Origin of the sequence: Pseudoalteromonas sp. S3776, assembly GCF_005886915.1 — a bacterium.
Lineage (GTDB): Bacteria > Pseudomonadota > Gammaproteobacteria > Enterobacterales > Alteromonadaceae > Pseudoalteromonas.
Genome location: NZ_PNCU01000001.1, coordinates 125,037 through 145,255, shown reverse-complemented (window position 1 = coordinate 145,255; position 20,219 = coordinate 125,037). Strand labels below are relative to the sequence as shown.

Sequence of the window (20,219 nt, the reverse complement as noted above, 5' to 3'; positions counted from 1 at the left end):
GAGAACCATAAACCTTTTGCTTATAAAAAGTAGAGCTAATCCAGCTCTAATTGAGCTTTTTCTACGCTTTCGTTTGGTAGCTCTTTTTGAACCGATACACCTAGCTCTTTAAATTCAGACGCTTGTTTAATTAAGTTACCTTTACCACGGTAAAGTTGTGAAAAGGCTTTATCGTAGCTTTCTTTTGCGCGGTCAAGTTGTTTGCCAACACCTTCCATACTCGTTAAAAAGCCATTGAGTTTGTTGTAAAAGCGCTCTGCACGATTCGCCAGCTCTTTAGAGTATTTAGTTTGCTCTTCAAAGCGCCACAGCTGTTTAACAATATTAAGGCTTGTAAGTAGGGTAGTTGGTGTAGCAACTAAAATATTTTTTTCGATGGCTTGTTGGTAAATATCGCTTTGATATTTAAGCGCCTCTACAAATGCAGATTCTATAGGCACAAACATAATAACCACTTCAGGCGAGTTTATACCAGGGAGTCGATCATACGACTTACTGGCAAGCTCGTTAATACGTGCTGTAACAGCATGTACATGCTCTTTAATTGCTTGGCTAGCCTCTAATTCGTTTTCGGCGTTAACGTAGCGGGTATAAGCATTTAGCGATGTTTTAGCATCAATCACTAAGTGGCGGCCCTGAGGTAAATACACCACTACGTCGGGGCGCAGTCGGCCGTCTTCGGTATTAAACGAAACTTCGCGTTTGTAGTCCGTTCCCGCGCGCAGGCCTGCGCTGTCGAGTACGTTTTCGAGCATCAGTTCGCCCCAATTACCTTGGGTCTTTTTTTGCCCTTGTAAGGCATTACTGAGTTTATCGGCTTGTTCGGTAATAGCTTGGCTTTTGGCTTGTAAATGCAGTAGTTCTGTTTTAAGAGCAGCCCGTTGCTTTAAATCTTCAACGTGAATCGATTCCATTTTATCTCTAAAACCTTTTAGCTCCCCTTGAACAGGTTTTAATAGTTGCTCAATGCTTTCTTGGTTTAGCGTTTTAAAGCTTTGCGACTTTTCTTCTAAAATTTTATTAGCTAGGTTTTCAAACTCTTTTTTAAGCACACTTTTGCTTTGCTCTATTTGAGCAAGCTGCTCGGTAAAGTTTTGCTGCTTTTGTTCAAGCGTAGTGCGCATATTATTAAGCTCAATATCGCGTTGGTTAAATTGCTCTCGCAAAGCGGTTAGCTCGCCTTCGGCTTTACGCCAGAAATGGTTGTATTGAATACTTTGTTTTTCTTGCTCGCTAAAGCGAGTTTTAAAGTGCTGTGCTTCATCGCGCTGCTCTTGGTGTGATTGCTCAAGTAGCTCATGCTCATCAAATAAAGCAGTGTATTGCTGCTGCTTGTTGTCGTACTGGTTTTGTAATAACGATAGCTGCTGCTGTTGTTCGCTAATTTGCTTTTTTAACTTGTTCCGAGAAGGTAGCGAAACAAGGCCATAGAGTACAAGCCCAGTTGTAATCCCTGCACCGGCGCTTAACCAATCAATATGCGTTATTAGCTGAGTAAACATAAAATAAACTTATAAAATTTAGAGACATGCCATCATAACGAATAAAACTTGTGGGGGGTAGAGGCTAATTTAAGACAGAAAAAAACCAGCTTAAAAGGAGCTGGCTTATTCATTACTAAATTCAGTAACTAATCGGGAAATCAACATGAAGCTTGTGATAACTGCAATTAATCAACAAGCAAAATAGTAGACGCCGTGTTTTAAATTTAGTTCAAACAATTTATAAAAAATGCAATTTAGGAGGCTAATGCGGGTATAAAAAAAGCCAGCTTAAAAGGAGCTGGCTCAATCATTACTAAAATTAGTAATTAAACGGGGTAAATCAACATGAAGCTTGTGTTAACTGCAATTAATCAACAAGCATAATAGTAGACGTCGCACATGAAATTAAGTTCACATAAAAATATAAATAATTTAAAAATTAAAATATGGGCATAAAAAAAGCCAACTTAAAAGAAGCTGGCTCAATCATTACTAAAATTAGTAACCAATCAGGGAAATCAACATGAAGCTTGTAATAACTGCAATTATTCAACAAGCACAATAGTAGACGCGTGTTTTTAAATTTAGTTCAAACAATTTATAAAAAAATACAATTTAAGGTGTTATTTACAGGCATAAAAAAACCAGCTAAAAGGGCTGGCTTAATCATTACTAAAATTAGTAACCAAACAGGGAAATCAACATGAAGCTTGTAATAACTGCAATTATTCAACAAGCATAATAGTAGACGCCCTCGTATTAAATTAGTTCAACTGTTTATTTAAAAATTTAACTTTTTATAAGTGATAACATTTGCTGCTCATCAAACGATGTGAAGCTCATTGATTTATCGGTAAATAATGCATCAACAAGCGCTTGCTTATCTTGCTGCATTTTAAATACCTTTTGTTCAATTGAATTACTCATAATTAATTTATAAACAAACACTGGATTTGTTTGGCCAATGCGATAAGCGCGATCGGTGGCTTGTTTTTCAACAGCAGGGTTCCACCATGGATCAAAATGAATAACAGTATCGGCCTGGGTTAAGTTAAGCCCAGTACCGCCTGCTTTTAAACTGATTAAAAATACCGAGGTTTTGCCACTAGTAAACTCGTCAATAACTTTGTCACGATGACGCGTTTGCCCAGTTAGCATACTAAAATTAATATGTATGTCGTTTAAACGCTCTGCAATTAAATCGAGCGCAGAAGTAAATTGGCTAAAAATAATTACTTTACGACCAAGTCTGAGCATTAACGGTAAATGCGTAGTTAGCCATTCTAATTTTGCTGAACCTGCTTGTGTTTCTGGCTCTATTAATTTTGGATGACAACAAATTTGCCTAAGCTTTAATAGCGCTTCTAAAAATGCGAGCTTACTTTTTTGTGCGCCTTGCTCAGCAAATAAGTCTATGAGCTTTTCTTCTAATGCGCGCGTAATACCTTGGTACATATCTTTTTGTTTGGGCTCAAACTCAAACTCTTTTAGCAGCTCTGTTTTTTGTGGGAGCTCTTGCGCTACCTGCGCTTTTGTTCGGCGTAATATAAACGGCATAATAAGCGACTTTAGTTGCTCAGCGCGTTCAGAATCGGCTTCGCGCTCAATAGGTGTTTGAAAGTGCTGTTTAAAATGTGCCTGCGAGCCGAGTAATGAAGGCATGGCAAAGTCGAGTAACGACTTAAGCTCAAATAAATTATTTTCGATTGGCGTACCGCTTAAACACAACTTAAAATCGGCATTTAAACGTTTAACTAACCGCGAGACTTGTGCAGTATCGTTTTTAATATATTGCGCTTCATCTAAAATAATATTTTCAAAATAAAGTGGCGAGTAATAAGCAATATCACGTTTTAGTAATGGGTAAGTCGTTAAAATACATTGCGCTTGCGCTAAATGTTGTAAAGGCTCATTACGTTGCGAGCCAAAAATAGTGGTTACTTTAAGGCTTTTGGCAAATTTGGTTATTTCGTTTTGCCAATTACTTACCAAGCTAGTAGGGCACACTATAAGGGTCGGCCCCGCTTGCGGGCGATTAAAACTGCTGGCTAAAAAAGCAATAACTTGTAGCGTTTTACCAAGACCCATATCATCAGCAAGTATGCCGCCTAATTGGTGGCGCTTTAAAAAGCTAAGCCAATCAACACCTTGTTGCTGGTATTCACGTAGTGCTACCGAGTCATTTAAACCGTGTAAGGGTGCCACTGGCATTGCTTGCTCGGTGTTATTTAACTCATCGAGATAACGCTCAAGAGAGTCATCATGAAGGTCTATAGTGACTGCGGTATGCTTTACCAGCTCAGGCAAATAAGAAAGCGGGATATTAAATTCTTCGCGTGTTTTTACAAACTCAAAGCGTTGTTTAAATTCTGTTAGTAAATTAATCGCATCTTTACTAATAACACCAAATTGACGCCCAACAGGGTAGTAATAAAACAGCTCACTTTGACGATTTAATGATTGATAAGTGGCATCATCGGTATTAAAAAGTACACCGGCTTTGGCATCGCTTAATTGCACTTTACAGTGCATTTGGTGCCCTGCAGCACGGTTTACATCGAGTGTAACGTGTCCTTGAGGGTCGGCTACATTTACTTTGGTTTGAGTTACTTGCCAGCCACGCTTTTTGAAGCCAGGGAATACTTCGTAAACAAGCCAATGTAAATGTATAGGTGATTGTTTATTAAATATAAACTCACTTTGTAAACCCCCTTTACAAAACTCAAAGCCTAAATTTACTAACTCATTTGTTACAGTGTTTTCAAATGCACTATTTATTAAACTCGATGGCGCTGTTCCCGCTGGGTAATTTTTGTTTTTATATTTAAACAGTAGCGAGACTTTAAGGGCTTGCTCATCCATAGTGGCTTTTAAAACAGCATTACCAAGTTGCTTAACGTTGACTTGTTCGTTGTTCGGATGCGGTATAACACCGGCTCCAAAATTGTCTGCAAGTTGTTTATAAATACGATCAAAATTTGCATCATGTAGTGCAGGAATTGATTGTAAATGTGCTATTTCATCAGCACTAAGCTGCGTTCTGATCCGGCCAACTTTAAAGTGATCAAGATCTAAATAAGCAGGCGGCGTGGTTTTGATCAGTGCCCAATTTTTACTGTGTTCAAGCTCAGTAATTAATTGCGATAACTCGTTTTTTTGCTGCCATTTAAAATTCAGCGACTGGCCTGTTTGGGCTTTAATAGCCACACGCGAACGCTGCAAAAACAATCGCTCAGTTGCAATTAATTGTTGTAAAGCGCTAAAGCCCCATTGTGCTTTTAGCTCTAAATTACCCACTGCATTTTGTGAGCGAATCCAACTAAATAGTCTAAAGTCACTTTCGAGCAAATCGTTAGGCGTTACAAAACTATTTAATTGTTGCTCCGTAAGATTACGGCCCAGCGTGTAGTTATTATTTTTGTCGTAATTAGCAATTTTTGGCGTTAAAAAAACTTTATTATTTTCAATGTCTAATACAAATAGAAGAACTTGCGAAGGAGGTTTAGTATTTAAATTTTTAAGTGCTGACAGCTCACTAAACCAATCATTAATAAAGTAGTCTTCTCCGTATTCACCTGAGTGCTCTATTTTGAGTTTAAATAATACAGCAGCTAAGTGCCTACATTTAGTTTTAGCATTACAAGAGCAATGCGTATCTACAGAGTAACCAGTCGGTACTTTACTGATTTCAATACGTTGGTTAAATGCTGATCCGGTAGCGCTTTGTACAGTTGAGTCAATAACAGCAAAATCACTACTGAACTCTAACCAACTAATTTGGCCGTTTTTATAATACTCTTTGCCTTTATCGAGCACGTTAGGCCTAAATAGCTTTTTTATAAATCGCTCGGAAAGAGGAAACAAGGTTGCCTGCTCATTTTTTATTTCTTCAAAAATAGCCAGTAAATCATTTTTTGATAAGTTAGCAGACATGTCACTCTAAGTATTAAATTTTTAAAATAATTCTGCCAGTATATTCTTTAACTGCGCACAGCAAAAGTAATATTAACGTTATATAAACTGGTTGGAGCTGCTAGGTTAGTAAAAAATCGGTTTATACGTAGTTTGAGGTAATTTATCTGCCAAAATAAAAATAGGTAAACAGCAATCTCACATGTTACAAACAACTTATTAACAACGTAGGGGCTTTACAGATCAGCTTTTTACTAACAAATTAAAATCCAGCATCAAATAGTCGTAAAAACTAAATCCAGTTAGTAAAAATGTGATCTTAAGAGCAAAAATGAGGGATTTATGGATTATAAATAGCAAAAAAGATCAGGATTTTACTAAGTAAAAAGCCCATTAGATCAGAATTTAACTAACCTAACAGGCTTTAAAGATCACTATTTTACTAAGCAGTAAGGTACTAATTAAACGCGCTTAAAAGCTTAGTAAGCTGTTCTAAGCGTTTGTCAGTCAACACTTTATTATCTATTTTAATAGATACGTCACCACTTTTTAAATTGCGTTGTACGTTTATAAAGTTGTTTTCAAACACAGCTTCACGTTTAGCAACCGCGCTAGGCTCGGTCGTTAAACGTTTAGTAATAGCCATTGCGCGTTTGTCGTCGCTTGTAATGGCGTTAATCTCATCATCGTTGTGCAATTCACTAACTAACGCGTTAAATGCCTGCTCATCTCGCTCCTTTGCACTAACAAGCTTTTTAGCTACTTCTCTGCCTACATGGTTAGCCGTTGGGTAAAGTGAAATTACATCAGCCGGTATTTGCTCGTACGCTTTAATGGCATCTGCAATTGCGGTGTGCGATACACCTTCAATGGCAGCAATTTCACGATAAGAGCCTTTTTTACCTTGCTCAATAAGATCGGTTTTAGTTTGTTGGTAAGCTTGTCCGAGCTCCCAAAGGCTCGGAGCTATGTACTGATCTGAAGATACTGCTAAAATTTTAGCGTCTTGCTCAGTAAAATCTGGAGAGCTTAATACTAAGTAGTCGGCATTACCCAAAATACAGGCTTTACGACGACGAGAACCTGCAAGTACTAAGTTAGTATTTCCCTGATCCCAAAGTAAAGCAGGGTGCTGATTTCGCCCATCTTCAGTAATTGCAGGTAAAATGTCAGAAACCGATTTTTCGTTTAAAAGTGCTTGAACACGGCGGTTTTTACCGTAAACCGTGGTGCTAGATTCTATATCTGCATGGGCTATAACTTTACACACTAAAGTAATTTCGCGTGTAGGGTCACTAGGCGCAGGCATTCTAATTACATCGCCAGCGTTTGCTTGCTCAAGTAATGCATCGAGACTGCTATTGCCTACAACAGTTGCAAATGGATCTAAGCGGGTGTCGTTTTTACGTTTTTTAGCCATTTTTATTTAACATCCTTACTTAGTGTTGTTAAGTGATGATTGGGTTGACTCCCAATTAGAACGAATAAGCATTTCTAATTCGTCTACAACATCTTTAATATTTTCTTGCGCGCGTAATAAAGACTCGCGACTTGCTAAACTATCCGATGCTTTTTGATCAAATATGGTATTAAAAGATGATGAACTAGCCGTAATTGCTGAGCTGTGGTTAATAGGGTAGCTCATTACTTGGCGGCCAAACGCACTGCGTACATCTTTAACAATATCGCGCTGTGAATGATTGCCCTTAACGTAGTTGGTTACTAAAAACTGCATAAAGTCCCAACCTTCATGACCTAGAGCTGCAACAGTGTGGTAAATCTCGCCTAAACGCTTTAAATATTTGTTGTTAGCATCAAAATCTACAGCTTCTGGATGAACTGGAATAAGCATTGCTGTAGAGGCCATTAAGGCGTTGTAAAACATAAAGTTAAGAGTAGGAGCAGTATCAATTAAAATAATATCGAATTCATCTTTAACCGGCTCAATAACTTTCTCTAACAGTTTATGATAATGACGTGTTTGTTCATAATTAGAGGTATCTTTTAAAAGCGTAGCGGTTTCATGCTCAAAGTAAAAGTCATCCATACCTGAGGGTAAAACACGGATATTTGGGATATGCGTAGTCACAAAAGCACTCGAGACAAACTCTGGCCATGTTTCGCCTTCATCTAAATCAATGCAATCACGCATTAAGTCGCCTACCGTAACAGGGTCATGATCGTTTGATGGGAAAAAGCTTGAAGACGACCCTTGAGGATCTAAATCAATAATACCAATTCGGTAACGTTTAATATTAGTGGTAGCTAACGCAGCAGCAATATTAACCATACTCGTTGTTTTACCGCAGCCACCTTTGAGTGAATTAATAACAATAACTTGAAGCTTATCGTTAGCAGTACGGTGATCTGGCTGAATATCCATGATATCAGCCATAGCAAAAATATTAACCAAGGTGTACGCATAGTGCCCATTTGCACCACGCTTGATATTTAAATCATCAAAGTCACCATTGTCATGACGACGCTTTAAGGTACGGTTATTACACCCTAGTAAATCAGCTGCTGCTTTTTGGGTATATGTTCTTAATTCTTTTTCTTCTGATTTAAGGTGAGCGCGATAATGTTGTATGCGTCCTTTTAGAGATTTTTCAGCAACTTCGGCTGTTGCTTTTAAAAGCCGGTAAGTACTTAGCGCATTATTATTGATAGACATACTTTCTTCCTCAAAGTTAGGCAGTTAGTATAATGTCCATTCAAATAGCTGTAAATAACTATTTATGACGACATGCATTTTAATAAGAAGACATCTAAAAATATTTTTACACCTTTAAGATTGCTTAGTATAAATAAAGAAGTTTAAAAGTGGTTAAATATATAAGGTAATAAAGGTTAAGGGTGTATAATAGTGTTGTAACTATATGATATTAATAAATAATGTAAAAAAAAGCAGATCACCTTTATACTTGGTTAAGATCAGATCTATATCTACATGCAGATCAGCTTTTTACTAAGCCTAATTTAAATATTAGAGTTATACACAACTTACTCAAAAAGTTATGTACAAAATGACTGTGTGAGATCAATTTTCTACTAAGTAAATTATAAAGTTATACACTTAATCTTGCGAAGAACGGCTCATCTAATTGGTATAGATCTGATCTGTAGTAAGTACAGATCAGATCTATGCTAACTCGAGTTGCTGTTATCCACAGCAGATATATATTTTACGAATATTTGTCGTGTGAAAAGTTTAAAATTAGCGCTTTCAGTGGACAAAAATATAATTGAGTTAGTAAAACTTTAACTTGTGAAGCAAAGCTTAGTAAAATTGTGATCCAAATTTAAGGTTATCACTCGTAACTTAGTATAATAATGATCCAATGCGTTTATTTAGTGATGGATCACTTTTATACTAACTTAAACATTTAACTTTTGTTGCTTAATGTGTTGTTATTAGCTGTCGCAATAAAAAATGGAAATCAGAACAATGAGCCGAAAGGTCAACATCTCGGTAGATAACTTGCCCGATACACTTAGGGGCCAAATACACGGGGTGGAAAGTGCTATAGATAATGAAAGCTTAGCACTATTTACAGATAACAAAGATGTGCGAATTTCTATCGAAAATGCCGCTCATGGGTTACGTGCTTATTCAAACACGTTTAACCACTATGATTTATGGGGGCGTTTTGTACGTTCTGGGCATAAAAAACTGCCATTAGAAGAAGCACCTAAAAAAACAATTGTTACGCGTAAAATATCCGAAAAAGTGGATGGTATTTTATATGACGGCGAAATAAAAATTACACCGGCTGTTGTAAGTACCCGTAAAGATGGTGAAGACGTAGAATATTTAGTATGGCCGTCAGATAGAGAAGAAAAAGTTGAACGCGCGTTAATTCGTTTGGCATCGAAAGGTAAAATTGTAAAAATCAATTTTAAGTCCGGTATTCAATATGCTGTGGTTTTTTCGATGAACGAATTAGCCCAAGAACTTAAAGCGGTTGGGCAATCAATGCCATATCCACAAATCAAAGAATCACTTGAGGCTCTTCAAGGTTCTAAGCTTTCATTTAAATACTCGGCTACTGATACTAAAAATACAGACATTGATGATTCTTTTTACGAGTCGAATATGAACTTTTTATCATCTCTTCATTTTAGTGGTAAAAAAGGCCAAGGCGGCAATGTTAAATGTGTTGCATGTTTAAATGCATTTGTTCATAACATGATTGATAACCTTGAATACAAAGGATATTACTTTAACAGTGCACAAGAACTAAAACGTGGTTTATCACGTTGGATGATGTTGCGTTTATACCATCTTTGGCGTTATGCCGCGCCTGGTAAAACGTATCACTTCAGATTGTTATCTATTATGGAAAAATACGGCTCAATTTATTCAACCGACGATATAACAGAAAACAAACTAAAAGCTTTACGCCGCGATATGACCACAACAATGAAAGATCTAATTGAAAAAGGGGCTATTTCGGAATACAGCATTACTAATGTAAAAGATGATAAAACCGGAAATATTATTGATTACACCTACGAAATGCATCCGTCTGATCAGTTTTGTGATGAGATACTCACCCTTAACAAGCAAAATAAGCGTATCGAGATTCAAGGCGGCAAACGAATTGTCGAAAACGCAGTTTTAATTGACGAAGATAAAATAGAAGAAATAGTCGAGAAATAACTTCAGTTAAAATAATAAGCTACTTACCAAAAAGGCCACACTATGTGGCCTTTTTAACATAATTATTTATCTACTTGTTCTAAGTAAAGTCTATCAACTAAAAAGTCATACTCTTTTTTTCTCGGATGAGACTCAGGTTTTTGATAATCTGGCAAAGTACCTAACTTAACGTCAGGCTGTGGATTAATTAAAATGAACGGCAATGCTGCACTTACGTGATACCTATTTTCTGCGGTATACCTAACATTAACTTGGGGGCTTACTCGGGTAGGGCGGCGAATTCTTAACTTTTCTTTATCACCTAAACTCGCTACTCGCAATTGCTCTTGTGCAACAAGGGCTTGCCATTTTTGTTGGTCGATCATTCTTGGGTTTCTATAGCCAGCAGATTTATCGAGCATTTCAAGCGCCATTTTTTTAGTTAGAGTTTTAGTTGCATGCTTATGCATCCACGTAAATCTCACTGAAAAAGGGGATTCACTTTGAAAATGAATTTTTCGATAGGCTGCAAGAGTGATTAAATTTGGCACCGCGTTATGAACGGCTTCAAATCGCGCATCATTATTATCGATGGCCAAAACACATTCTTTAAAAGCAGCCTTAGCTTTATTAACTTGTTTTATGCGGTTTGTTAATGCCATGACATCTGCATTTTTTAGAACCAAAAGACCAGGATGGCGCTTTAATACTCTACTACTTAAACTTTCTTTTTTATAAATATCAGTAAACGAATTTAAAATTGCCCTATGAGCAATTTCACCGGTTAATTTTTTTACAGGAATTGACTCGGGAATAATATTTTCATCAACACTTGTTATATCTGGGAGCTGATAATATTCAGCCTTTGAATATTCACAGACACGTAATTCATCAATCAACAACGACGTTAACTCATTCATTAAATCAAACTGACTTCTTATTTGTACTTTAGAAACCATAATCACCTTAAGAACACATCTTACTTATCTATTTACTAAGTTTAACCTTTTCCTTTGATTATTAATAGTCTATTTATAATGACGCAGCCAAGTTTATACTTAAATAATTAAGGTATGATGTGTTCTTACTGCTGTTTCATTACGCTAATGAGATCCAAAATATAAGGAATTAGTGAACCCATGTGTAATCAATGTACTTGTGAATATTTATCTAGATGAAGAAATTTGATTTAACGCAGCTAATTGTCTGTGGGGATATATGCTTATATATTATCAACCTTTGTGAAATGCTTTTATCTTAAGGCCTGAAGTCAATATTGAGTGGGCACGCAGTTACTGTATAGTAATTATAAGTGGTACTTTTAATAAAATACCAAGCTCCTGTTATGGGGAAGGCAGCTTTGTGAAAATAAACTCTACTACAATTTAATATTAAAAATAGTCGATGTCTGTACAGATTATCTTTAGTAGCCTTAATTACAGTACTTACATTGTCTAGCAATCTGCTCCCAGCTGTTTAGCCGCATATAAAAAGTGGATTCATAGCTATTTACTTTTAACAACCCATCTCGCACTACCATATCTTAGAGTGAATATCTATACGCTTGTTTGATTTAATTAAAAGCACACTGTAAAGTCAAGATTACAATCAACCCGATTTAAGTATGATGTGTTCCTGATAAAACTGTTAACTTTAAAGCTTTTAATTCAATTTGGTTTGAGATGGTTAAAAAAACACCTCCACATGTTTAACTTGTTGTATTTAAATAAAAATAACCACGTTAAACAACGCTTAGGTCTAAGCCTTTAGAGCCATAAAATCACAAAAAACCTTATAAATACTTAACTCATAACAAATTAGTTGGTAAATAGTGAATATAGTCCTTGAACTTAGGGCTATGCATACGTTAATTTCTTTATATCAGGTAAAGTAGGAATGAGGAAAGAACATGCAATCGTGGAACCCAAATAGCTGGAGAGAACTGCCGATACTGCAGCAGCCACAGTACCCAGATCAAGAAGAACTGAAAACAGTAGAAAGCCAGTTAAAGAGTGCTCCACCACTTGTTTTTGCAGAAGAAACAAGAAGCCTCTTTAAACAATTAGAAGATGTATGTGAAGGTCGTGCATTTTTACTTCAAGGCGGTGACTGTGCCGAATCATTTAGCGACTTCAATGCAGCTAATATTCGCGATACATTTAAAACCCTTTTACAAATGGCTGTTGTTTTAACATACGGCGGTAAATGCCCAGTTGTTAAAATTGCACGTATGGCAGGCCAATACGCTAAACCACGCTCTGCTGATTTAGAAACTATTGACGGTGTATCTTTGCCATCTTACCGTGGTGATATTGTAAATAGCTTTGAATTTACAGAAGAAGCACGTATTCCCGATCCCCAACGTTTAATGAAGGCATACCACAACAGTGCCGCTACATTAAACTTACTTCGTGCATTTGCACAGGGTGGCTTAGCAGACTTACACCAAGTGAATCGCTGGAACATGGGTTTTGTAGCCGCTAATCCGCAAAAAGAACGATTCCAACAGCTTGCTGACAAAATTCAAGACGCGCTTGAATTTATGGAAGTATGTGGCATCAATTCTACTATTGCGCCAAGCCTTAAAGAAACCGATTTGTACACGTCTCACGAAGCGTTATTACTAGGCTATGAAGAAGCGCTTACTCGTCGCGATCACCTATCAGGTGACTGGTATGACTGTTCTGCGCACTTTGTGTGGATTGGTGAGCGTACACGCCAGTTAGACCATGCACACATTGAATTTTTCAAAGGTATTAAAAACCCAATTGGTGTTAAAGTTGGCCCAGGAATGGACCCAGACGATCTAATTCGTTTAATTGATGCAGTTAACCCAGATAACATTCCGGGTCGCTTAACACTAATCACGCGTATGGGCGCAGACGTACTGCCAGAGAAACTACCAGCTCTTGTTCGCCGTGTTCAACAAGAAGGCCGTAAGGTAATTTGGAGCTCAGATCCAATGCATGGCAATACTGAAAAAGCGACATCTGGCTACAAAACACGTAGCTTTGATAACATCATGCGTGAAATTAGCCAATTCTTTGCAGTACACAAAGCTGAAGGTTCATACGCAGGTGGTGTTCACTTAGAAATGACAGGGCAGCACGTAACAGAATGTACAGGTGGTGCTTACGGTTTATCAGATGATGACCTAGCTCAGCGTTACAAAACTCAGTGTGACCCACGTCTTAATGCAGACCAAGTATTAGAAGTTGGTTTCTTAGTAGCTGATTTATTAAAAGACGCTCGTAAGTAATAAGTAAAAAATTAAAGCCGCATATTGCGGCTTTTTTTAGCAAAATAGTAAATTAGTTTGTTAGTACTTACGTCGCTCAAGGTTGCTGTCTATTAAGATTTTAGCAGATATTTCTTCTACAGAATGGTGAGTAGAATTAAAGTATGCAATTTTATGTCGCTTATAAAGCATTTCAACTTCACGCACTTCAATTCGGCATTGTCTTATTGATGCGTATTTAGAATTTGCCATACGACGATGCCTAATTGCAGCTAAACGCTCAGGGTCAATCGTTAATCCAAATAACTTATGTTTGTAAGGGAGCAAACATTTAGGTAATCCCTCGCTCTCTAAGTCGTCTTCAGTTATTGGGTAATTTGCAGCTTTAATTCCGTACTGTAACGCTAAGTACAAGCTAGTAGGTGTTTTACCGCTTCTGCTTACGCCTACTAAAATAATATCAGCCTCAGAAAAGTTTTTAATATTGCCGCCATCATCATTCATAAGAGCATAGTTAACCGCATCTATTCTAAAGTCATAGCTTTTTTCATGAATAGAGTGGGTACGATGCATTTTTGGCACTGGCGCAACATTAAGCTCTTTTTCTATTTTTTCACTGTAAGTAGACAAGAAATCATACGCGATTGCATCGGCCGATTTAATAATTTCACTTAAGTTATGATTTACGAAGGTAAAGAATACAAATGGCTTCTCACCTTCTTTTGCGGCAGTTGCATTTATTAACGCTTTAATTTCATTTGCTTTTTCTTCTGTTTCTACAAAAGGAATAGTTTTGTGGTTAAATTCAACCGGAAACAACGACAGAGTCGCGTGACCAAACACCTCTGAGGTGATTGCAGTGCCGTCTGATATATAAAAAGCAGTTCTCATAGTTTACCTTTTTATTACGTTTAATCCCTAAAATGGCTTACTCACGGTTTACGTGAGGTCTAATGCCAGTGTAGAATGAAGGTGACCTTTATAAAAGGTTTTCTTTCTTAACTCTCACAGTTACAACTACAATTTGTTTTTTTGGAGAAAGACCCGTGCAAGAATACGTTCTCTGGTATCAAGAGCTTGGTATGCAAGATGTTCCACGTGTTGGCGGCAAAAATGCCTCACTCGGTGAAATGATTTCAAACCTCGCTAACGCAGGTGTACAGGTTCCGGGTGGTTTTGCCACTACAGCCGACGCTTTCAATGAGTTTTTAGAGCAATCTGGACTCAATGCAAAAATTCACGACATTTTAGATACACTCGATGTTGATGATGTAAATACACTCGCTAAAGTCGGTGCCGATATCCGCCAATGGATTATCGATACCCCATTCCAACCTAACCTAGACCAAGCCATCCGCGACGCATATAGCCAACTACATGGCGATACATCAGCCGATGTTTCATTTGCAGTACGCTCATCAGCTACCGCTGAAGATATGCCAGATGCATCATTCGCAGGCCAACAAGAAACATTCCTAAACGTACGTGGTATCGACTCAGTCATGGTCGCCATTAAACACGTATTTGCTTCTTTATTTAACGACCGCGCCATATCGTACCGTGTTCACCAAGGTTACGATCATCGTGGTGTAGCGCTGTCTGCTGGTATTCAACGCATGGTTCGTTCAGATAAATCAGCGTCAGGCGTTATGTTTAGTATTGATACAGAGTCTGGTTTTGAAGACGTTGTATTTGTAACTTCAAGCTACGGTTTAGGTGAAATGGTTGTACAGGGAGCAGTAAACCCTGATGAATTTTATGTTCATAAACCAACATTACAAAAAGGGTTGCCATCGGTAGTACGTCGTAACATTGGCTCTAAAGCCATTCAAATGATTTACTCTGCAGATGAGGCACACGGTAAACAAGTAGAAATTGTTGACGTAGAGCCAAGCCTTTCAAACAAATTCTCAATTACAGATGAAGAAGTGCAAGAACTTGCAAAACAAGCTGTAATTATCGAAAAGCACTACGGTCGTCCTATGGATATCGAATGGGCAAAAGACGGAAACGATGGCAAATTGTACATAGTACAAGCGCGCCCAGAAACAGTTCGCTCAAACGAAGATGCCAATGTTATGGAGCGTTTTCAGTTAAATGGCACAAGCAATGTCATTGCTGAAGGCCGTGCAATTGGTCATAAAATTGGTAGTGGTGTTGTTCGTGTTCTTGATTCAATTCAAGAAATGGATCAAGTACAAGAAGGCGATATTTTAGTTACCGACATGACCGACCCAGATTGGGAACCTATCATGAAGCGCGCCGCAGCCATTGTTACAAATCGTGGTGGGCGTACGTGTCACGCAGCAATTATTGCCCGTGAACTTGGTATTCCTGCGGTAGTTGGCTGTGGTAACGCAACCGATTTAATTAAAGCGGGGCAAGAAGTAACCGTATCATGTGCTGAAGGCGATACAGGTTATATATACGAAGGTATTTTAGATTTTGAAATACTTACGTCGCGCGTTGATAAAATGCCAGAACTACCAATGAAAGTAATGATGAACGTGGGTAATCCAGACCGCGCGTTTGACTTTGCACGTTTACCTCATGCAGGTGTTGGCCTTGCACGTGTTGAATTTGTAATTAACCGCATGATTGGTGTTCACCCTAAAGCGCTATTAAATTTTGACGACCAGTCACCTGCACTGCAAGCTGAAATTACCGACATTATCGCCGGTTACGAGTCGCCAGTTGAATTTTATATCTCTAAATTAGTAGAAGGTATCTCAACGCTAGGCTGTGCATTTGCTCCAGAGCGTGTCATTGTGCGTATGTCTGATTTTAAATCAAACGAATATGCCAACTTAGTAGGTGGTGAGCAATACGAGCCTGAAGAAGAAAACCCAATGATTGGTTTTCGTGGTGCTGCACGTTATATCTCAGAAGACTTCCGTGATTGTTTTGCCCTTGAGTGTGAAGCAATTAAACGCGTAAGAAACACCATGGGTATGACAAACATTGAAATCATGATCCCATTCGTGCGTACCCTTGAAGAGGGTAAACGCGTTATAGAATTACTAGAAGAGCATGGCCTTAAACGTGGTGATAATGGTCTAAAAGTAATCATGATGTGTGAGCTTCCTTCAAATGCATTACTTGCCGATGAATTTTTAGAGATGTTCGATGGTTTTTCTATCGGCTCTAACGATTTAACTCAGCTAACACTTGGTCTTGACCGTGACTCAGGCCTAATCGCACATTTATTTGATGAGCGTAATCCTGCGATTAAAAAGCTACTTTCTATGGCAATTAAAACAGCTAAAGAAAAAGGTAAATACGTAGGAATTTGTGGTCAAGGTCCTTCAGATCATGAAGACTTTGCAGCATGGTTAGTAGAGCAGGGCATTGATTCTGTTTCACTAAATCCAGATACAGTACTAGAAACATGGTTATACCTAGCAGACAAACTTGCTAAATAATCATCAGTACCCGTAACAAATAAAAATGCCAGCAATTATGCTGGCATTTTTGTGTGTGGGCTAAATTACCGTGCTAATTTTTTATCTAAATAATTACACGATTTAGTTAAGGCTTTTTGGCAAAGCTTTAAATAATGCCTGGCTTTTGGGTAGTAAAAAGAAAAGCACAGTAACCCCGCCATAAAAAATATTAGCGACGGGCCTGGCACGATTGCAAAAAACAGCCCAAGCAAAATAAACAATACACCTATGATCTGTAATAGTAATTTTTTCATATAAAGCTCTACACTATGGTTTAACTTGATTATAAATACAGCAGCTCAAAATACGATAAAAAGAGTGTTACAAACTGTAAAATCTTCAATTTCTATTAGCCATCACCATGATATAATTACACAAATGCCTTAAATTATCGCCGTCATGATAGCAACAATTACACAGCAAGATGCAGCGACCGACCTTGTCGCAAACTACTTAAGTACACTTAATAATCAGGGGTTTAGTGGAGACACCGATGCAAGCTATGCAACACGTTTAACCGCCTCTACCGATAACAGTATTTATCAGCAAATTCCACAAGGTGTTATTTTTCCTAAAACCGAAAAAGACATTCAACTGGCATTGCAAACAGCATCTCGCGACCCATTTTTGTCGCTTACTTTTGGCCCACGTGGTGGTGGTACAGGTACTAATGGGCAATCACTCACACCAGGAATAGTGGTTGATTTGTCTCGCTACATGCGCGAAATACTCGAAATTAACGTTGAAGAAGGGTGGGTTAGAGTACAAACAGGTGTAATTAAAGATCAATTAAACGACTTTTTAAAACCGTACGGATTTTTCTTCTCACCCGACTTATCAACCAGTAACCGAGCAACCATTGGCGGAATGATCAGTACTGATGCATCAGGCCAAGGTTCATTAGTGTACGGTAAAACCAGCGACCATGTTTTAGGACTTACTACCTATTTAGTCGATGGCAGCCCAATGGTGACATCACCAATAGACATAGAAAAAGCTAAAGTAATAGCCGAGCAAGAATCATTAATCGGTAGCCTTTACAAAACAGTATTGGAAATTTCTTTAAATGAGCGCCAAGCTATTTTAGAAAAATTTCCACGCTTAAATCGCTTTTTAACCGGCTACGACCTAGAACATGTGCTAAGTGATGACTTACAAACTTTTGATATGAGTAGGCTAATTACCGGATCAGAAGGCTCACTAGGTATAGTTACTGAAGCTAAATTAAACCTAACGCCCATAGCCGAATTTAAAACACTGATAAATATTAAATACGACAGTTTTGATTCGGCACTTCGCCATTCTCCCTTTTTAGTTGATGCGCGTGCAACATCGGTAGAAACAGTCGATAGCAAAGTATTAAACCTGGCTCGCGAAGATATTATTTGGCATTCAGTATCGGACTTAATAACCGATGTACCAAATAAAGATATGCAAGGACTCAACATGGTTGAGTTTAATGCAGTATCACCTGAAGATATAAAAGACAAAGTAAACACACTCTGTACATTATTAGACGAGTGCGTAGCAAATCAAACCAATGGTGTCATTGGCTATCAATTAACCAGCAGTAAAAGTGACATTTTAAAGATTTATGCAATGCGTAAAAAATCTGTTGGCTTACTCGGTAATGTTAAAGGCAGCCAAAAGCCATTGGCCTTTGCTGAGGATACCGCTGTACCGCCAGAAAACTTAGCCGACTACATTGTAGAATTTAGAGCATTACTCGATAGTCATAATTTACAATACGGTATGTTCGGCCATGTTGATGCGGGTGTTTTACATGTACGCCCGGCGCTAGATATGTGCGACCCAGAACAAGAAAAACTACTGCGTACAATTTCGGACGAAGTTGTAAAACTCACCGCTAAATACGGCGGCTTAATGTGGGGCGAACATGGTAAAGGTTACCGAAGTGAATACGGCCCTGAGTTTTTTGGTGAGCATTTATTTAAACAACTTCGTAAAATAAAAACCGCGTTCGACCCAAATAATAGAATAAACCCTGGCAAAATATGTACGCCCATAGAAAGTGAAGACTCACTAGTTAGTGTAGATGGACAAAAGCGTTCGTACTTCGATAAGCAAATTTCTATCGATGTAAAAACAAGTTTTAACAATGCAATGACCTGTAATGGTAACGGGATTTGTTTTAACTACGACGAAAATTCACCCATGTGTCCTTCATATAAAGTAACCGGCGACCGCAGGCATTCGCCAAAAGGCCGCGCAACATTAATGCGAGAATGGTTACGACTTCAAGAGTCTAAAAATGTAGATTTGCTCGAAGTAGAAAAAGAGCTTAACAAAGGCGAAGTTATTACCTGGTGGGAGCGTTTTGTTCATAGCCGTGAAAAAAACAAAGGTGTCTACGATTTTTCTCACGAAGTAAAAGAGTCAATGGATGAATGTTTAGCGTGTAAAGCGTGTACAACATCTTGCCCAATTAAAGTCGATGTACCTACTTTTAGAGCACGCTTTTTAAATTATTATCACAGTTATTACGCGCGCCCACTTAAAGATTATTTAGTCGCTAACATTGAAAGTTCGGCGCCTGTAATGTCTAAATTTGCACGCGTGATCAACCCAATTGTTAAAACAAACTTAGTAAGTAGTTTAATTAAAAAAACAGTAGGGTATGTCGATACCCCTCAATTAAGTGTGCCTTCACTTGAAAAACGCGTAGCAAAAGCACATAAATTTGATTTTGAGTTATTAAACTCACTTTCAAGCGAAGAACAAAATGACTATGTGCTAATAGTGCAAGACCCGTTTACCAGCTTTTATGAAGCCGAGTTAGTGCAAAGTTTTATAACACTTATCATCGCGCTGGGTAAAAAGCCGATGCTATTACCGTTTAAACCTAATGGTAAAGCCCAACATGTAAAAGGGTTTTTGCATGAGTTTAAAGTAACCGCAAAAAATGCCGCAGAGTTTTTAAATAAACTTGCTGATATTAATTCGCCTTTGGTTGGTTTAGATGCATCGTTAGTTATGTGTTATCGCGATGAATACAATACAATTTTGGAAAATAATCGCGGCGAGTTTCATGTACAACTTGCCCATGAATGGTTACAAACTCAATCGTTTAAATCTCTATCGGCTAAACAAAAAACCGATACTGAATTTACATTACTGAGCCACTGTACAGAAACAACCGCTTTACCAAAAGCGGCAAGCGTATGGAAAACAATTTTTACTGATATTGGTTTAACCCTAAATACAACCAATACCGGGTGTTGTGGCATGGCCGGTACTTATGGCCATGAAGCACAAAACCAAGAAAATTCCCGTGCACTGTACGAAATGAGTTGGAAACCAATAGTAGATAAAAATAAACCAGAGCAACTTTTATCTACCGGTTTTTCGTGTCGCAGCCAAGTAAAACGTTTTGAGCAATTTAAACCAAAGCACCCAATAGAGTTGCTCGCTCAGGTACTTAGCTAGTAAAAGTTAAAAATAAAAAAGGCGTAACTTAAAAATAAGTTACGCCTTTTTTA

Annotated in this window: 11 protein-coding genes; 4 read left to right on the top strand and 7 right to left on the bottom strand. The window is 37.9% G+C overall.

Features of this window, described 5'->3' with window-relative positions; genetic code table 11:
• Positions 1-35: 35 nt before the first annotated feature.
• From CWC16_RS00625 to CWC16_RS00610, 4 genes are all read right to left on the bottom strand, one after another.
• Complete coding sequence (locus CWC16_RS00625; RefSeq protein WP_055013580.1) at positions 36-1,502, bottom strand: DNA recombination protein RmuC; 1,467 nt, start codon at positions 1,500-1,502, stop codon at positions 36-38.
• A gap of 771 nt (positions 1,503-2,273) precedes the next feature.
• Positions 2,274-5,417 carry a DEAD/DEAH box helicase gene (locus tag CWC16_RS00620; protein WP_138540073.1) on the bottom strand — a complete coding sequence of 1,048 codons (3,144 nt, stop codon included), beginning with the start codon at positions 5,415-5,417 and terminating at the stop codon, positions 2,274-2,276.
• Between the two features lie 436 nt (positions 5,418-5,853).
• Positions 5,854-6,816 (bottom strand): transcriptional regulator, encoded by a 963-nt coding sequence (locus CWC16_RS00615; RefSeq protein ID WP_138540072.1) that lies wholly within the window; start codon positions 6,814-6,816, stop codon positions 5,854-5,856.
• A gap of 15 nt (positions 6,817-6,831) precedes the next feature.
• Positions 6,832-8,070 carry an AAA family ATPase gene (locus CWC16_RS00610; protein ID WP_004586301.1) on the bottom strand — a complete coding sequence of 413 codons (1,239 nt, stop codon included), beginning with the start codon at positions 8,068-8,070 and terminating at the stop codon, positions 6,832-6,834.
• A 774-nt stretch (positions 8,071-8,844) separates the two neighbouring features.
• Here CWC16_RS00610 and CWC16_RS00605 point away from each other — a divergent pair.
• Positions 8,845-10,059: a hypothetical protein gene (locus CWC16_RS00605; RefSeq protein ID WP_055013583.1), complete on the top strand. Its 1,215-nt coding sequence runs from the start codon at positions 8,845-8,847 to the stop codon at positions 10,057-10,059.
• A 62-nt stretch (positions 10,060-10,121) separates the two neighbouring features.
• Here CWC16_RS00605 and CWC16_RS00600 read toward each other — a convergent pair whose 3' ends face one another.
• A complete protein-coding gene (locus CWC16_RS00600) occupies positions 10,122-10,997 on the bottom strand; it encodes a DNA replication terminus site-binding protein (RefSeq protein WP_138540071.1) in 876 nt (291 codons plus the stop codon).
• 950 nt (positions 10,998-11,947) lie between these two features.
• On the opposite strand from CWC16_RS00600, the gene CWC16_RS00595 reads away from it, so the two are divergent.
• Positions 11,948-13,297 (top strand): class II 3-deoxy-7-phosphoheptulonate synthase, encoded by a 1,350-nt coding sequence (locus CWC16_RS00595; RefSeq protein WP_138540070.1) that lies wholly within the window; start codon positions 11,948-11,950, stop codon positions 13,295-13,297.
• 60 nt (positions 13,298-13,357) lie between these two features.
• Here the strand turns inward: CWC16_RS00595 and ppsR are convergent, their stop codons facing one another.
• Entirely contained in the window at positions 13,358-14,167 is an 810-nt protein-coding gene (gene ppsR, locus CWC16_RS00590) for a posphoenolpyruvate synthetase regulatory kinase/phosphorylase PpsR (protein WP_004586305.1), read from the bottom strand.
• A 155-nt stretch (positions 14,168-14,322) separates the two neighbouring features.
• Here ppsR and ppsA point away from each other — a divergent pair, with 155 nt between their 5' ends.
• A complete protein-coding gene (gene ppsA / locus CWC16_RS00585; protein ID WP_138540069.1) occupies positions 14,323-16,698 on the top strand; it encodes a phosphoenolpyruvate synthase in 2,376 nt (791 codons plus the stop codon).
• A gap of 65 nt (positions 16,699-16,763) precedes the next feature.
• On the opposite strand, the gene CWC16_RS00580 is transcribed toward ppsA, so the two are convergent.
• Positions 16,764-16,973: a PGPGW domain-containing protein gene (locus tag CWC16_RS00580; RefSeq protein WP_089349815.1), complete on the bottom strand. Its 210-nt coding sequence runs from the start codon at positions 16,971-16,973 to the stop codon at positions 16,764-16,766.
• Positions 16,974-17,118: 145 nt separating this feature from the next.
• Here CWC16_RS00580 and ydiJ point away from each other — a divergent pair, with 145 nt between their 5' ends.
• Positions 17,119-20,166 carry a D-2-hydroxyglutarate dehydrogenase YdiJ gene (gene ydiJ / locus CWC16_RS00575; protein WP_138540068.1) on the top strand — a complete coding sequence of 1,016 codons (3,048 nt, stop codon included), beginning with the start codon at positions 17,119-17,121 and terminating at the stop codon, positions 20,164-20,166.
• Positions 20,167-20,219: the final 53 nt, after the last annotated feature.

Excerpts from the sequence above, each read along its gene's own strand:
- CWC16_RS00580 (WP_089349815.1), bottom strand. The coding sequence starts at position 16,973 with ATGAAAAAATTACTATTACAGATCATAGGTGTATTGTTTATTTTGCTT.
- ydiJ (WP_138540068.1), top strand. The coding sequence starts at position 17,119 with ATGATAGCAACAATTACACAGCAAGATGCAGCGACCGACCTTGTCGCA.
- CWC16_RS00620 (WP_138540073.1), bottom strand. The coding sequence starts at position 5,417 with ATGTCTGCTAACTTATCAAAAAATGATTTACTGGCTATTTTTGAAGAA.
- CWC16_RS00615 (WP_138540072.1), bottom strand. The coding sequence starts at position 6,816 with ATGGCTAAAAAACGTAAAAACGACACCCGCTTAGATCCATTTGCAACT.
- CWC16_RS00595 (WP_138540070.1), top strand. The coding sequence starts at position 11,948 with ATGCAATCGTGGAACCCAAATAGCTGGAGAGAACTGCCGATACTGCAG.
- CWC16_RS00600 (WP_138540071.1), bottom strand. The coding sequence starts at position 10,997 with ATGGTTTCTAAAGTACAAATAAGAAGTCAGTTTGATTTAATGAATGAG.
- CWC16_RS00610 (WP_004586301.1), bottom strand. The coding sequence starts at position 8,070 with ATGTCTATCAATAATAATGCGCTAAGTACTTACCGGCTTTTAAAAGCA.
- ppsR (WP_004586305.1), bottom strand. The coding sequence starts at position 14,167 with ATGAGAACTGCTTTTTATATATCAGACGGCACTGCAATCACCTCAGAG.
- CWC16_RS00625 (WP_055013580.1), bottom strand. The coding sequence starts at position 1,502 with ATGTTTACTCAGCTAATAACGCATATTGATTGGTTAAGCGCCGGTGCA.
- CWC16_RS00605 (WP_055013583.1), top strand. The coding sequence starts at position 8,845 with ATGAGCCGAAAGGTCAACATCTCGGTAGATAACTTGCCCGATACACTT.